The organism is Kitasatospora sp. NPDC054795 (genome assembly GCF_053611565.1).
The window spans coordinates 66,223-81,174 of sequence record NZ_JBSHAP010000028.1; the positions used below are offsets into that span (position 1 = coordinate 66,223).

The window sequence follows — 14,952 nt, forward strand, 5'->3', positions numbered from 1 at the left end:
CACCAGGCCGGCCCCGGCCTCCTCGCGCTCGACGGCGGTGCGCAGGGCAGCGAGTTCGGCGCCGCTGTTGTGGTCGACCGCCCGCTGGATCCAGGCGACGTTCTCGGCGTCGTCGTCGACGGCCCGGAAGTCGTGCAGCAGACGCACCCGGGTCTCGGTGTCGGTGAGCGGCTCGACGATCCACTCCCCGCCCATGGCGGACACCGGGGGCTGAGAGACCTCCTGCCGGAAGCGGACGCTGAGCCGGCCGGGGTCCGGCAGCCGCCGCGAGGTCCAGGTCTTCACCTCGCCGTTGGCGGTGGCCCAGATCCGGATGCGTTCCTCGGTGTCGCCCCGTTCGACGTGTTCGACGTGCACGGTGGGCGGGAAGGTCTCCGGCCAGCGGCCGACGTCAGCGATCAGGTCGTAGACGCGCCGCGGGGACGCGGACACGGTGATCGAGTGTTCGGTGTGGTGGGTTCCGGGACGTGACATGGTTCTCCTCCGGCTCCGCTGTCGGTCAGCGGAGCCAGGGTCGGGGCCGGCCCTGGTCGGTGACTCGAGAACCGCTGGGCTGGGCTCACCGCCGTCCGTCAGCCGGCCGGCCGGACGCCCAGGTCGTGGTGGAACAGGTCCAGCGGGTCCCAGCGTTCCTTGACCCGTTGCAGCCGCCGGTGGTTGTCCCGGTAGTAGAGGGCGCTCCACGGCACGCCCGAGGTGTTCCAGCCGGGGTCGGCGAGGTCCGTGTCCGGGTAGTTGACGTAGGCGCAGCCGTTGGCCTCGTTCGGCACCGGGACGCCGCCGGTGTCGGCGTGCAGCTCCCGGTAGAGGCCGCGCACCCAGGCCAGGTGGCGTTCGGTCTGCTCCGGCTCGCCCCACAGGGTCTCGTGGACGACGCTGAACAGGCTGTCCCGGTGGGGCAGGGCGGTGGCGTCCTGGGGCACGGTGTTGATCCGTCCGCCGAGGAAGGTGAGGTAGACGCCGGCGGTGGCGAACTCCTCGCCGCCACGGTTCAGGTGGTCGTGCAGGACCGCGATCTGCCGGTCGGACCAGGGTTTGCGCAGCAGGGTGGACTTGGACTTGAACCGGGCGCCGCCCGGCCACTGCACCACGCCCAGCACCGACTTCAGCCACGGCGTCTCGGCGGTGGTCGCCGTGTGCGGGACGCCGGCCGCGGCGGTCAGTTCGGCGGCGAAGGCGTCCAGGAGTTCCCGGGCGCGGGGGCGGGAGGAGTCGAGGGCGGCGTCCACCGAGACCCGCCCGGCGGCGCGGTGGCCGAGGGTGAGGCCGCTCGACAGGTCGGCGTAGGGTGTGTCCGTACCGGCGTGCCGTTGGTGCCAGTCCCCGTGGGCGCGCAGCACCCGGGCGAACGCCTCCTGGCTCAGGTCCTGCCACTGCCAGCCGAGGGACACCGAGCGTACGGCGGTCGGCGGCTTCGGCAGCAGGTCGCCCGGCGCGTCGGCGGCGGCCGGTGACCGGAACAGGTAGCGGGTGACGGCCCCGAAGTTGCCTCCTCCGCCGCCGGTGTGGGCCCACCACAGCTCGCGCCCGGGCCCGGTGGAGTCCCGGGTGGCGGTGACCAGGCGGGCCCGGCCGGACCGGTCCACGACGACGACCTCGACACCGTACAGGTGGTCGACGACCAGCCCGTACCGGCGGGACAGTGCCCCGTAGCCGCCGCCCGCGACGTGGCCGCCCACCCCGACGCCGGGGCAGCTGCCGCCCGGCAGGGTCACGCCCCAGCCCAGGTAGAGCGTGCGGTAGACCCGCCCGAGGGTGGCGCCGGCCGCGACGGCGAAGAGCTGCCGCTCCGGGTCGTGGGAGACGTCCGTCATCTCGGAGACGTCGATCAGGACCCGGACGGCGGGGTCGTCGACGAAGCCCTCGAAGCAGTGGCCGCCGCTGCGGACCGCGATCCGCTTGCGGTCCCGGGCGGCCTGCTCGACCGCGGCGACCACCTGGCCGGGCGAGCCGACCAGGTGCACCACGTCCGGGGAGCCGGTGAAGCGGCCGTTGTGCCCGCGGGTGGTGAGTTCGGTGTAGCGGGGGTCGTCCGGGCCGAGGACCACCGGCCCCAGGGGGGCAGGCGCTCCGGCCGCCGGAGCGGCGGCGGCCGGGACACCGAGCAGCGCGGCTCCCCCGGCCGTCGTCGAGAGCTCCATCAACCGTCTGCGCGTGAGTCCTGCCATGGGGTTCACCGACCTTCCCGTGCGGCCTGCGGCCGATCGTCCGTCGGCGATCAGCCTGGGGTCCGTCGCTGGCGGGCCGGTGGAGGGTCACTGGTACGCGGCGCGCTCGAACGGGGTTCCGAGGGCGGGAAGAAGACTGTCAGCAGCCCTGACAGTGACGTTATTGACGCTTCTAAGCTCTCAGAAGTCAAGAGCCCGGAGCAGCTGGCTTCTCCTCCGCCCGGCCGGGGCCGCTCCGATCGGCCCCCGGCAGCCGGGACCTCCGCTCCACTCTCCGCTCCGCCCTCCACGCCCCCCGTACGGGAGACCTCATGATCCACACCCGCGGACTCACCCGAAGTTTCCGCGCCAAGGGCGAGACCGTCGAAGCCGTCCGCGGTCTCGACCTCGACATCGAGGCCGGCTCCGTGGTGGCCTTCCTCGGCCCGAACGGCGCCGGGAAGACCACCAGTCTGCGGATGCTGACCACCCTGCTCCCGCCGACCGCGGGCACCGCCACCGTCGCCGGGCACGACGTGGTGGCCGACCCGGCCGGGGTGCGCCGCCGGATCGGCTACCTCGGCCAGGGCAACAGCGCCGGCACCGGCTTCCAGGTCATGGACGAACTCGTCACCCAGGGCCGCGCCTACGGCCTGAGCCGCGCCGAGTCGCACGCCCGGGCCGAACGCCTGCTGGACGCCCTCGAACTGGAAGGGCTGGCCCGGCGGACGGTCGGCACCCTCTCCGGGGGCCAGCGCCGCCGGCTCGACATCGCCATGGCCCTGGTCCACGAACCGGACCTGCTCTTCCTCGACGAGCCCTCCACCGGGCTCGACCCGCACAGCCGCGCCAACATCTGGGAGCACGTACTGCGCCTGCACAAGGACCTCGGCACCACCATCGTCTTCACCACCCACTACCTGGAGGAGGCCGACCTGTGGGCCGGGCGGGTGCTGGTCGTCGACCACGGCCGAGTGATCGCCGACGACTCCCCGGAGCGCCTCAAGGCCGAACTCGCCGGTGACCTCATCACCTTCACGACCGCCGACCCCGCCGACACCGGCCCGGCCACCACCCGGGCCCGTACCCTGCGGGCCGTTCGGGAGGTGACCGTCGAGGACCGGGAGGTGCGGGTCCGGACCTCCGACGGCGACGTCCGGCTGCCGGAGCTGCTGCGCGACCTCGACGCGGCCGGGATCCAGGTGCACAGCACCCGGCTGGCTCGTCCCACGCTCGACGACGTCTTCCTCACCCTGACCGGCCGCACCCTCCGGGAGAGCGCCGACGCCGGCATCCCGACCACCCCTCACCAGGGAGCCTGACCATGAAGGTGCTCACCGACACCCGCACCGCGTTCGCCCGCGAACTCAAGCCCGAACTGCGCCAGCCCGTCGGCCTGCTCTTCACGATGATGCTGCCGTTCCTGCTGCTCGCCCTCTTCGCGCCGCTGCTCTCCAGCTCGGGCGCGGGCCCGGGCGCGGGCGGCGGGCCGGCCGGCGCGGGCTCGCCCTGGCAGTGGTTCGTCCCCGGCATGCTCGTCCTGCTCGGCCTGTCCGCCACCGCGGGGGCGGGCGCCTCGCTGCTCAACGAGATCTCCTCGGGCGCCTTCGAGCGGCTGCTCGTCACCCCGCTCAACCGGGCCGCCATGCTGGTCGGCCGGACACTGAAGGAGGTCGTGGTCCTGCTCACCCAAGCCCTGCTGATCCTCCTCCTGCTGCTGCCGACCGACTTCCGGCTGCACCTGCCGGGCGCCCTGGCCGGGCTCGTGCTGCTGAGCGTCTTCGGCGTCGGCATCGGCGCGCTGTCCTTCACCCTGGCGCTCCACTCCCGCCGCCAGCAGACCCTGTTCTACGGGGTACAGCAGGTGGTCTTCTTTCCGCTGCTGCTGCTCTCCGGGGTGCTGCTGCCGATCACCGAGGCGGCCGCGCCGACCTGGCTCTACGTGCTGAGCCGGATCAACCCGGTGACCCACGTGGTCGAGGCCGAACGCGCCCTTTTCGACGGGCAGTTGACAGAATCGGTGGTGCTGTACGGATTCCTCGCGGCCGGCGCCATCGCGATGCTGGGCGTCGCGGCCGGGATCCGCGGCATGCGCAACGCCTCAGCATAGTGCCAGTTCTGACGAAGCATCGCGTCTTCTGAAGGAGTCACCGTGACCGACCGCAGCGCGCCGGGCCCCGGCGCCCGCACCGTGGACGTCTGGTTCGACCCCGCCTGCCCCTACACCTGGCTGACCTCCCGCTGGCTGCGGGAGGCGACCCGGGTCCGCCCGCTGGCGCCGCGCTGGCACCTGATGAGCCTGGCGCTCCTCAACGAGGGCCGCGACGACGACCCGGAAGGGGATCTTGACGGCTACCTCCTGGTGCCGGTGCGGATCGCCACCGCCGTCCGGCAGGCCCACGGCCAGGACGCCCTGGTCCGCTTCCACCGCGCCCTGTGGGCCGGCAGCGGCCGGCGCTGGATCACCGACCCGGCCACGGCGCTGGCCGCCGCCGGTCTGGCGGGCGCCCCTGAGGGGGCCGGGCACAGCCACCCCCACCCAGCCGGGCTGACCGCCCCCCACGCCCACACCCCCGGGCAGGAGGGCCCGGGCCCCGGGCCGGCACCTCCACCGCGCACGACGCGGCGCTGCGCGCCTCACACGCCGAAGCCCTCGGCCTGCTGGGCCCGCGCACCGGCACCCCGGTGGTGGCCGTCACCGACCCGGCACGGCCCGGCCGTCCTCCGGTGGCCTTCTTCGGGCCGGTCCTCTCCCGCGTGCCCCGCGGAGAGGAGGCGGGCCGACTGTGGGACGCCACCCTGCTGCTGGCCGGCACCCCCGGCTTCCACGAGCTCAAGGGAACGCCCGCGCCCCCGGACCCGGACGTCGGCACCGGGGACGGGGGCGGGGACGAGCTGCCGTGACCGGGCCACGCTCAGTAGTTGCCGAGCCCGCCGCACACGTTGAGGGCCTGGGCGGTGATCGGCGCCGCCGTGTCCGTGATCAGGTAGCCGACCAGCCCCGCGACCTCCTCGGGCGTGGTGTACCGGCCCAGCGGGATCTTCGCCTCGAACCGTTCGAGCACCGCCTCGGGCGTGGTGCCCCACACCTCGGCGTAGCCCGCCCGGACCCGCTCGGCCATCGGCGTCTCCACGTAGCCGGGGCAGACCGCGTTGACGGTGATGCCGGTCTTCGCCAGCTCCAGGCCCAGCGCCTTGGTGAAACCGACCACGGCGTGCTTCGAGGCCGAGTACGGCGCGCCCAGCACCACGCCCTGCTTGCCGCCGGTGGAGGCGATGTTGACGATCCGGCCCCGGCCGCGGTCCAGCATGCCGCCGCTGGTCAGGGTGGCCCTCGTCACCCGAAACACGCTGGTGAGGTTGGTGTCGACGACGTCCAGCCACAGCTCGTCCGTCAACTGGGCGGTGGCCCCACCGCCGTTGCGGCCCGCGTTGTTGACCAGAACGTCGATCGGGCCGAACCGGTCGACGGCGGCGCGCACGAAGGCGTCCACCTCCTCGGTGGAACGCACGTCGCAGCTCCGCCCGTCGGCGTCGACCCCTTCCTCCCGCAGGAGTGTCACGGTGTCGGCGACCGCCGCACCGTCCCGGGCGCAGAGGAAGACCCGCAGTCCCCCGGCGCCCAGCGCTCGGGCCACGGCGAGGCCGATCCCGCTGGTCGCCCCGGTGACGACGGCCACCCGTCCATCCGTGCCGCTCATGGTTCCTCCCGGATCGTGACGTGGAACGTACGTAGGCGCCCCGACGATGGCAACGGCCGCTCGACGGGCGCTCAAGTCGCGGCGGAAGCCGCGCCCGAAGCCCCCTGAACACGACGAAGCGCAGTACCCGAGAAGAAGCAGAAGGAGACGAGACCATGACCGTTCTGGTGACCGGAGCCACCGGCAACGTGGGCCGGCACGTGGTGGCGGGCCTGCTGGCGGCGGACGTGCCGGTGCGCGCGATGACCCGCACGCCGGAGCGCGCCACGCTGCCCGAGGGAGTGGAGGTGGTCCGCGGCGACCTCGCGGATCCGTCGAGCCTGGACGCGGCCCTCGCCGGGGTGGACCGGGCCTTCCTGTTCCCGCTCCCCGGTACCGCCGAGGAGTTCACCGCCCGGGCCGCCAAGGCCGGGGTGCGGCGGATCGTCGTGCTCTCCTCGATCGCGGCCGAGTACGCCGCCGGGGACTACAGCGGCGACCACCACAGCGTGGTGGAGCGGGCCGTGGAGGCCTCCGGCATGGAGTGGACGCACGTCCGGCCGGGCGAGTTCATGACCAACCTGCTGTCCTGGTGGGCCCCCACCATCCGGGCCGAGAACACCGTCCGCGCCCCGTTCGGGGCGGCCCGCAGCGCCCCGGTGCACGAGGCCGACATCGCCGACGTGGCGCTGGCCGCCCTGCTGGAGGAGGGGCACGCCGGACGGGCGTACGCCTTCGCGGGCCCGGAGTCGCTGTCCAAGCACGAGCAGGTGCGGGTGCTCGGCGAGGTCCTCGGCCGGCACATCGGCTTCGAGGAGCTGACCGTGCCCGCGGCCCGTGAACTGTGGCTCGGCCAGGGCATGCCGGCCGAGGCCGTGGACTGGCTGCTCCAGGACCCGGTGGACGTCCCGGTGGGGCCGACCTGCGAGCGGGTCACCGGTCGGCCCGCCCGCACGTTCGCGCAGTGGGTGGCCGACCACCGCGCGGACTTCTGAGGCCGGGGCCCAGCGGCGTTCAGCGGCGGTCGAGCCGCTCTCCAGGCGTTCCGTCGACGGTGGTCGGGACCGCTTCGTGGACCGATGGGACGCCGCCATGGTGGATGCCGCAGAGAACGCCCTGATCCGACGCCTGATCCGAGCCGGAGCCGGCTCCGACGACGAGATCGACGCCCTGCTGAAGGACGTCGGCCTGTCCGATGTGGCCCGGGTGCTCGTCGACGAGGTGCGGTTCCGCTGCCCGGAGCCGGCCAACACCGCCCCCGTCGACGTGGCGCTCGACCTCACCCACGGCGGGGAACGGCACTCGGCCGCGTTGCGCGTGGTGCGCGACGAGCCGGTCCGCCTGGTCGCCGAGGAGTCCGCCAAGGTCCGCTCGCGGATCACCTTCACCGCCGCGGGGCTGCTCCGCCGGCTCTTCGGGCCGGTGGACTCCCCGCGTACCGGGGACTTCCACAACACCTTCATGCCCACCCCCGAGGACCCCGGTCAACTGCGCGAACTCCTCGGCGAGATGGACATCGTGCTGCGCGCGGCGGCCCAGGCCACCGCCACCCTGATGGCCGGCTGCACCGGGCGCGCCCCGGAGCTCGGGGAGCTGTCCATCCGGTACGGCTCCGACAAGTGGGCCAGCTTCCACTGGTACACCGCGCACTACGAGCACCACTTCGCCCGCTACCGGGACTGGCCCGTACGGGTGTTGGAGATCGGGATCGGCGGGTTCGAGGACGACCTCGGCGGCGGCTCGCTGAAGATGTGGAAGCGCTACTTCCCCCGCGGCACCGTCTTCGGGCTCGACCTGTACGACAAGACCTCGCTCTCCGAGCCCCGGCTCACGGCGCTGGTCGGCGACCAGAACGACCCCGACTTCCTGACCGAACTCGCCCGGGAGCACGGCCCGTTCGACATCGTCATCGACGACGGCAGCCACCTGAACGAGCACGTGCGCACCTCGTTCCGAACCCTCTTCCCGCACGTGCGGCCCGGCGGCCTGTACGTCATCGAGGACCTGCAGACCGCCTACTACTCCGACTTCGGCGGCAGCCCGGGCGGCGTCGCCGGCCCGGACACCTCGCTCGGGCTGGTCAAGGAACTGATCGACGACCTGCACCACCGTGAGCACCGGGACCCCACCGTCACCCGCCCCACCCCCACCCAGAGCAGCGTGGTCGGGGTGCACGCGTACCACAACATGGTCTTCGTCGAGAAGGGCACCAACGGGGAGGACACCCTGCCCCGGTGGATGGACGCCGACGTGTGGACCGCGCTCGGCGCGAAGTGAGACGGGGGAACCGACCGTGCGGGTGCTGTTCACCGTGTCGTCCTGGCCCACCCAGTACGCGGCGCTGGTGCCGCTCGGGTGGGCGTTCCAGGCGGCCGGCCACGAGGTGCGGGTGCTGTGCGACCCGTCCCAGACCGATCCGGTCGCCCGGTGCGGGCTGCTGCCCGTGCCGGTCCTGTCGGGGATGCCGGAGGTGTTGCGGCTGCGGCTGCAGTACCACGCGGAGGCGGTGGCCGGGAACTGGCCGTACCCGTGGCTTCCGCCGCACCCGGTGACGGGTGACCGGCTGAACCGGCTCGACGCGTTCGACGTCGCGCACTTCGAGAGCCGGACCGCTCCGGGGCTCGCCGACGAGGCCGCCCGCGGCTTCGACGCGGCTGTGGCCCACGCCCGGGACTGGCGGCCGCAGCTGGTCCTGCACGACCCCGGGAGCCTGGAGGGGCTGCTGGTGGCGAAGCTGCTCGGGGTGCCGTCGGCGCTGTGCCTGTGGGGGCCCGCGAGCCCGCACGACCCCGAGCACATGCGGATCGTCCCCACCGACCACAGCGGTTCGTTCCCCCGGTACGGTCTGGGCGCGTTCGACGTGTCGATGATCGAGCGGGTGGTGGACCCGAACCCGGCGTCGCTGAAGGTGCCGGTCGAGGCCGAACGGCTGCCGGTCCGCTTCGTCCCGTACAACGGCGCCGCGGCCGCGCCCGCGTGGACCGCGCGGCGCCCGGAGCGGCCCCGGGTCGTCGTCACCTGGTCCACCGCGCTGTCCACCGTCTCGGGGCCGGACTCCTGCCTGCTCCCCCGGATCGTCGCCGCCCTCGACGGCCTGGACGCGGAGGTGCTGGTCACCGCCACCGCCCGGGACCTGGCCGAACTCGGGCCGGTGCCGCCCCCGGTCCGGGTGGCCGAGCGCCTACCGCTGGCCACCCTGATGCCGGGCGCCTCGGCGGTCGTGCACCACGGGGGCGGCGGCAGCTCGCTGACGGCCATGTGGGCGGGGGTGCCGCAGTTCATCGCGAGCTTCGCCGCCGAGCAGCGGATCTCCGGCGAGCGGGTGGCCGGCACCGGGGCCGCGCTGCACGTCTCCGGGGAACTCGCCGACGAGGCGACGATCAGGTCGGGCATCGAGCGACTGCTCGACGACCCCTCGTACCGGGCCGCGGCCGGGCGGCTGCGCGAGGAGGTGGCGGCGGCCCCGACCCCGGCCGAGCTCGCCGCCGACCTGGCGGGGCTCGCGGCCAGCGGCTGACCACCGGGTCCTGGGGCGTGTCTGACGATTCGCGAGCCCGGCTGGAATCGTCAGACACGCCCCGCCGCTGCGCGAGGGTCGAGGCGGATGCGAGGCCCGCTCCCGATCCTGTCCGGCATGACCACACGAACCGAGAACACCGACCACCCGGGCCGGTCCGGGGCCGATGCCCCGCGCGGGATCGTCGTCACCGGCGGCGGCACCGGCATCGGCCGGGCCACCGCCCGCGCCTTCACCGCGCACGGGGACCGGGTGCTTGTCGTCGGCCGCACCGCGGCCACCCTGGCCGAGACCGCCGACGGGCACCCGGGCGTCCACACCCTGGTCGCCGACCTCACCGACCCGGACGCCCCGGAGCGGATCGTCGACGCCGCCGTGCGCGAGCTCGGCGGCATCGACGTCCTCGTCAACAACGCCGCCGCGCTGGGGTACCGCCCGCTCGACGCCCTGGACCGGGCCGAGGCGCGGCGCCAGCTCGACACCAACCTGCTGGCGCCGGTGCTGCTCACCCGGGCCGCGCTCGCGCCGCTGGCCGCACGCTCCGGCACGGTGGTGAACATCGGCTCGGCCGGCGCGCTCGGCCTGCGCTCCTGGCCGGAGAACAGCCTGTACGGGGCCACCAAGGCCGGCCTGGACTTCCTGACCCGGTCCTGGGCCGTCGAACTGGCCCCGCGCGGAATCCGGGTGGTGGGCCTCGCGCCCGGGGTGACCGACACCGCCCCCGAGCCGGCGCCGGGCGGCCCGGGCGCCGATCCGCAGTACGCGGCCTTCCTAGAGCAGACCGCCGCCCGGACACCGAGCGGCCGGGTCGCCCGCCCCGAGGAGATCGCCTGGTGGATCGTCCAGCTCACCCGGCCCGAGGCCGGGTACACCAACGGCCTGGTGCTGCCGGTGGACGGCGGCCTCTCGCTCACCTAGACCCGGGCCGACCACCGCCGAACCGCCGACCACCGCGCCCGCCCGTCCGAGAGGGGAACGCCCAGATGCGGGTCCTGTTCCAGCCGTTCGCCGCCGCCACCCACGTGGCCGCCCAGGTGCCGCTCGCGTGGGCGCTGCGCGCCGCCGGGCACGAGGTGCGCGTCGCCACCCAGCCCGACGCGGCGGAGTCCATCGCGCGGGCCGGCCTCACCGCGGTGCCGGTCGGCGAACCGCTGTACGTCGCGGCCAAGATGAACCCCGACGAGACGGGCCTGCCGGAGGAACTGCGCGACGACGCCTGACTGCGGGTCCTCGATCCGGGCGAGATCCGCCCGGCCCGGCTGTCCGCCGACCACCTGCACGGTGTCTTCGCCACCTGGACGCCGCTGGTGCACCGCAACACGGTGCCGGACCGGATGATCGACGACCTGGTCGCGTTCGCCCGGGACTGGCGGCCGGACCTGGTGGTCTGGGACACCATGACCTTCGCGGGACCGGTCGCCGCCCGGGTCTGCGGCGCCGCCCACGCCCGGCTGATGTTCGGCCTCGACCTGGTCGGCCTGCTCCGCGAGCGCTATCTGGCCGTGCTCGGCCGGCGGCCGGCCGAGCTGCGGGACGATCCGCTGGAGGAGTGGCTGGGGCAGGTCCTGGAGCGGTACGGGATGACCGGTCCGGGCCGCGGCTTCGACGAGGAGCTGGTGGTCGGGCAGTGGACGATCGACCCGGTGCCCACCTCCCTGGCCCTGCCGCTCCGCACGCCCCGCGTCCCGGTCTGCTACGTGCCGTACAACGGCCCGGCGGCGGTGCCCGGTTGGCTGGACGAGGCGCCCCGCCGGCGCCGGATCTGCCTCACGCTAGGCGTCTCGTTCCGCGAGGTGGTCGGCGGGGACCAGGCGTCGGTCGGCGACCTCCTCGCGGCCGTCGCCGACCTGGACGTGGAGGTGGTGGCCACGCTCGACTCCGAACAGCTGGCCTCCACCGGGCCGCTGCCGCCGAACGTGCGCGCGGTGGACTTCGTCCCGCTGAACGAGCTGCTGCCGAGCTGCTCCGCGGTCATCCACCACGGGGGCGCCGGCACCTTCCTCACCGCGCTGGCCCACGGGGTGCCACAGGTCGTGGTGCCGGCCCGGATGTGGTGCAACACCCCGCGGGCGGAGCGGGCCCGGGCCGCCGGCCTGGCCCTGACCTGCCCGCCGGAGAAGCTGACCCCCGGCCGGCTGCGCGCGATGGTGACCAGCGTCCTGGAGGACCCCTCGTTCGCGCGCGCCGCGGCCCGGGTGCGGGCCGAGCTGCTCGGCACGCCGGCCCCCCGGGAGCTGGTGCCGGTCCTGGAGCGCCTGGTCGCCGAGCACCGCTCCGGTCGGTGCCGCAGCTGGACGTGACGTACCGTCGGAGGGGAAACGATCACGGCTCCCCCGGTTGAGGTGAACCGCCCTTGAGGACCCACATCCCCTATCTCCTGGCCGTGGCCAGCACGGTGGCGACGCGCCGGGTGGACGAGCGCCTGCACCACTACGACCTGACGGTCCGCCAGTACGGCCTGCTCACCCAGCTGTCCCAGGAACCCGGGCTGACCATGGCGGACCTGGCCCGTCAGCTCGGCATCGCCCGGCAGTCGGTGCACCGGCTCGTCGACGAACTGGTCGAGGCCGACCACGTGCGCCGCCGGCCCGGAGCCGACGACCGCTCGCGCCGGCTGGAACTCACCGACACGGCCCGCTACATGCTGACCCGGATCGACGGCCCGCTCGCACGGGTGGAGGCGGACCTGCTCGGCGACCTCGACCCGGACGAGGTCGAGACCCTGCGCGAGCTCCTCCAGCGGGTGCTGGCGCACGCCACCGACGACGAGGCGTGGCTGCCCGCCCGGTGACGCCCCCCGACGGACGGGGGCCGGGAACGGGGGTCGAGAACGCGTCGAGGAGGGGTCGAGGCCGCCTCCCTACGCTCGCCCCCATGCGAGTGCTATTTGTGACCGTGGCCGCCAAGGCCCACTTCCACGTCCAGGTGCCCTTGGCGTGGGCGCTGCGCGCCGCCGGCCACGAGGTGCGCGTGGCCAGCCAGCCCGACCTGCTGGACACCATCGTCGCGGCCGGCCTGCCCGCGACCGCGGTGGGACCGCCGCTCGCCCAGGAGGAGTCCGTGGCGGAGCTGCGGCGCCGGCAGGAGCGGGCGGCCGAGCGCCTGACGGACCCGCCCGACGCCCAGGAGCTCATGCGGATGACGGAGGACCGGCCCGAGCACCTGACGCCCGACTTCCTCGACGGCCTGTTCACCGTGATGACCTCCGCCATCTTCCAGAACTTCTCGGCCGAGGAGACCGTCGACGACCTGGTCACGCTGGCCCGGCGCTGGCGCCCCGACCTCGTCGTCTGGGACACCCTGCTGATGGGCGGGGCCGTCGCCGCCCGGGCCGCCGGCGCCGCGCACGCGCGCCTGCTCTACGGCCTGGACCTGGTGGGCACGATGCGGCAACGGCACCGGGAGTCGCTGACCGCCCGGCCCGGGGAGCTGCGCGAGGACCCGCTCGCCGAGTGGCTGGACTGGACGGCGGCCCGGTACGGCGGCGGGTTCAGCGAGGACCTGGTGACCGGTCAGTGGACCCTCGACCCCGCGCCGGCCGCGCTGCGCACGCCCACCGACCTGCCCTGGGTGCCGGTGCGGCACATCCCGTACAACGGGCGGGCGGTGCTGCCGCCGTGGCTGCTCGAACCACCGCGCCGGCCCCGGGTCTGCCTGACCCTCGGGATCTCCTTCCGCGAGGTGATGGGCGGCGAACGGACCTCCGTGCCGGTGCTGCTGGAGGCACTGGCCGAGCTGGACGCGGAGGTGGTGGCGACCCTGGACACGGTGCAGCTGGCCGAGGCCGGCCCGTTGCCGGACAACGTGCGGGCGGTGGACTTCGTCCCACTGGACGCGCTGCTGCCGTCCTGCTCCGCGATCGTGCACCAGGGCGGCTTCGGCACCGCGCAGAACGCGCTGGTGCACGGCGTCCCACAGGTCGTCGTCCCCAACGACCTGTGGGACCTGCGCCCCCGGGCGGAGCTGATCGAGTGGTCGGGGGCGGGAGTGCGCTGGTCCGGCACCGGCCCGCTGACCCCGGCGGGGCTGCACGGGCTGGTGACCCGGGTGCTCGACGACCCGTCGTTCGCGCGCGGGGCGGCGCGGCTCCGGGACGAGATCGGGGCCATGCCCTCGCCCGCCGATCTGGTCCCGGTCCTCGAAGGGCTGACCCACCGGCACCGGCGGGCCGCCTGGACCGGCTGAGCCGGCCGCATCGGCACCCGGCCCCGCCGTCAGCGGGGCCGGTCCGGTTCCTCCCGGGGCGCCGCCGACAGCGCCTCGGCCAGCGCCTCCCGCCAGGGCCGGGGAGGCGGGATGCCCACCTCGTGCCAGCGGTCGTGGCCGAGGACGGTGTACCGCGGCCGGGGGGCGGGGCCGGCGACGGCCGCCGCGGGCACCGGCCGCACCAGACCGGGATCGGCACCGACCAGCCGGAACACCTCGCGAGCCAGCTCGTACCAGCTGGCCCGGCCGGCGTTGGTGGCGTGGAAAACGCCCCGCGCGCCCGGGGTCCGGCCGAGCGCGAGCAGCAGCCGCGCGACGTCCGCCGCCCAGGTCGGCTGCCCCACCAGGTCCGCCACCACGTCGACGGTCCGGCCGGCCCGGGCCCGTTCGGCCATCACCCCGACGAAGCTGCGGCCGTGCGCCCCGTGCAGCCAGGCGGTGCGGACCACCGCGCTGAGGTCCGGCAGCAGTGCGAGGACGGCCCGCTCGCCCGCGGCCTTGCTGCGCCCGTAGGCGTTGCGCGGGGCGGTCGGATGCCCCTCCGGGTACGGGGAGTCGGCGTCGCCGGGGAAGACGTAGTCGGTGGACAGGTGCAGCAGCCGGGTGCCGTGCCGGGCGCACAGTGCGGCCAGCTGCCGCGGCCCGTCCCCGTTGACCCGCAGCGCCCGCGCCTCGTCCGCCTCGGCGGCCTCCACCGCCGTGTAGGCCGCGCAGTTGACCACCAGGTCGGGGCGGTGCCGGGCGAAGGCCTCGACGAGCGCGTCGGGGTCGGTGACGTCCAGGGCCCGCCGGTCCAGGGCGACCGCGGTCACGCCCCCGGCGGCCAGCGCCGCCGTCACCTCGTGCCCGAGCAGCCCGCCGGCCCCGGTGACGAGCCATCTCGTCGGGGGCGGAAAGGGCGTCTTGGGCCGGCGGTTGGCAGGGTGCGAGGAGTTCACCCGGCCGAGCGTGCCCGCGCCCGGTCGAGCATCCGGCGACATGCCCTGGTCGCCCCCGGACCGTCCGCTCCAGCGGTCGTCGACCGATCGGTGACCGGGGCCGCCCAGACTCGGACGTCGAGATCCCGATCCTGGAGGAGCGATGGCGCTGTTCGCGGTCCTGGCGACCCAGTCCCCCACCGGCATTTCCGCCGACGACTTCCGCCGGCGGCTCCCCGAAGGCTTCGCGTACATCAAGGAGTTGGTGGACAAGGGCGTCATCCGGCACAACTGGATCCGGGTCGGCGCCTCGGGCGGACTGCTGATCTACCGGGTCGACTCGCACGAGGAGCTCAACACCCTGCTGTACGGGAACCCGCTCAGCCCCCACCTGCGCTTCGAGGTGATCCCGCTGGCGGAGGTCGGCGGCTTCGACCCCAGGGCCTTCGAGTCCACCACCTTCGAGTCCGCGGCCGCCGCGCTGC

13 protein-coding genes and 3 pseudogenes are annotated in these 14,952 nt (G+C 74.5%); 12 read left to right on the plus strand and 4 right to left on the minus strand.

Translation table 11 applies throughout. The features are described 5' to 3' along the window. Positions 1-39: 39 nt before the first annotated feature. Positions 40-474 (minus strand): annotated as a pseudogene (locus ACWGJO_RS13255) (aromatase/cyclase); the annotation flags it as partial. A 98-nt stretch (positions 475-572) separates the two neighbouring features. Then, the gene (locus tag ACWGJO_RS13260) at positions 573-2,168 is read right to left on the minus strand and encodes an FAD-binding oxidoreductase (RefSeq protein WP_452183516.1); all 1,596 of its coding nucleotides are present in this window, start codon (positions 2,166-2,168) and stop codon (positions 573-575) included. Positions 2,169-2,479: 311 nt separating this feature from the next. Between ACWGJO_RS13260 and ACWGJO_RS13265 the strand changes: the two genes are divergently transcribed. The 4 genes and pseudogenes from ACWGJO_RS13265 to ACWGJO_RS13280 all read left to right on the plus strand — a co-directional run bounded on the left by ACWGJO_RS13265 (position 2,480) and on the right by ACWGJO_RS13280 (position 5,051). Beyond that, positions 2,480-3,469, plus strand: a complete 990-nt coding sequence (locus ACWGJO_RS13265; RefSeq protein WP_452183517.1) for an ATP-binding cassette domain-containing protein — start codon at positions 2,480-2,482, stop codon at positions 3,467-3,469. A gap of 2 nt (positions 3,470-3,471) precedes the next feature. Then, positions 3,472-4,257, plus strand: a complete 786-nt coding sequence (locus ACWGJO_RS13270; RefSeq protein ID WP_452183518.1) for an ABC transporter permease — start codon at positions 3,472-3,474, stop codon at positions 4,255-4,257. Between the two features lie 81 nt (positions 4,258-4,338). After that, positions 4,339-4,524, plus strand: a pseudogene (locus tag ACWGJO_RS13275) (mycothiol-dependent nitroreductase Rv2466c family protein); the annotation flags it as partial. A 281-nt stretch (positions 4,525-4,805) separates the two neighbouring features. Continuing rightward, positions 4,806-5,051 carry a mycothiol-dependent nitroreductase Rv2466c family protein gene (locus ACWGJO_RS13280; RefSeq protein ID WP_452183531.1) on the plus strand — a complete coding sequence of 82 codons (246 nt, stop codon included), beginning with the start codon at positions 4,806-4,808 and terminating at the stop codon, positions 5,049-5,051. 11 nt (positions 5,052-5,062) lie between these two features. Here ACWGJO_RS13280 and ACWGJO_RS13285 read toward each other — a convergent pair whose 3' ends face one another. Beyond that, positions 5,063-5,848, minus strand: a complete 786-nt coding sequence (locus tag ACWGJO_RS13285) for an SDR family NAD(P)-dependent oxidoreductase (RefSeq protein WP_452183519.1) — start codon at positions 5,846-5,848, stop codon at positions 5,063-5,065. A gap of 155 nt (positions 5,849-6,003) precedes the next feature. Between ACWGJO_RS13285 and ACWGJO_RS13290 the strand changes: the two genes are divergently transcribed. The 7 genes and pseudogenes from ACWGJO_RS13290 to ACWGJO_RS13320 all read left to right on the plus strand — a co-directional run bounded on the left by ACWGJO_RS13290 (position 6,004) and on the right by ACWGJO_RS13320 (position 13,529). After that, on the plus strand, positions 6,004-6,822 hold the full coding sequence (locus ACWGJO_RS13290) for an NAD(P)H-binding protein (protein WP_452183520.1): 819 nt from the start codon (positions 6,004-6,006) through the stop codon (positions 6,820-6,822). 97 nt (positions 6,823-6,919) lie between these two features. Next, the gene (locus ACWGJO_RS13295) at positions 6,920-8,104 is read left to right on the plus strand and encodes a hypothetical protein (protein ID WP_452183521.1); all 1,185 of its coding nucleotides are present in this window, start codon (positions 6,920-6,922) and stop codon (positions 8,102-8,104) included. A 16-nt stretch (positions 8,105-8,120) separates the two neighbouring features. Beyond that, entirely contained in the window at positions 8,121-9,344 is a 1,224-nt protein-coding gene (locus ACWGJO_RS13300; RefSeq protein WP_452183522.1) for a nucleotide disphospho-sugar-binding domain-containing protein, read from the plus strand. Positions 9,345-9,461: 117 nt separating this feature from the next. Then, positions 9,462-10,262 carry an SDR family NAD(P)-dependent oxidoreductase gene (locus tag ACWGJO_RS13305; RefSeq protein ID WP_452183523.1) on the plus strand — a complete coding sequence of 267 codons (801 nt, stop codon included), beginning with the start codon at positions 9,462-9,464 and terminating at the stop codon, positions 10,260-10,262. 65 nt (positions 10,263-10,327) lie between these two features. Then, positions 10,328-11,644, plus strand: a pseudogene (locus ACWGJO_RS13310) (activator-dependent family glycosyltransferase). Between the two features lie 53 nt (positions 11,645-11,697). Then, entirely contained in the window at positions 11,698-12,135 is a 438-nt protein-coding gene (locus ACWGJO_RS13315) for a MarR family winged helix-turn-helix transcriptional regulator (RefSeq protein ID WP_452183524.1), read from the plus strand. Positions 12,136-12,218: 83 nt separating this feature from the next. After that, the gene (locus tag ACWGJO_RS13320; protein ID WP_452183525.1) at positions 12,219-13,529 is read left to right on the plus strand and encodes an activator-dependent family glycosyltransferase; all 1,311 of its coding nucleotides are present in this window, start codon (positions 12,219-12,221) and stop codon (positions 13,527-13,529) included. Between the two features lie 29 nt (positions 13,530-13,558). Here the strand turns inward: ACWGJO_RS13320 and rfbD are convergent, their stop codons facing one another. Further along, complete coding sequence (gene rfbD / locus ACWGJO_RS13325; protein WP_452183526.1) at positions 13,559-14,488, minus strand: dTDP-4-dehydrorhamnose reductase; 930 nt, start codon at positions 14,486-14,488, stop codon at positions 13,559-13,561. A 142-nt stretch (positions 14,489-14,630) separates the two neighbouring features. On the opposite strand from rfbD, the gene ACWGJO_RS13330 reads away from it, so the two are divergent. Then, positions 14,631-14,952, plus strand: a 322-nt coding sequence (locus tag ACWGJO_RS13330; RefSeq protein WP_452183527.1) for a muconolactone Delta-isomerase family protein, incomplete at its 3' end; no start/stop codon positions are given.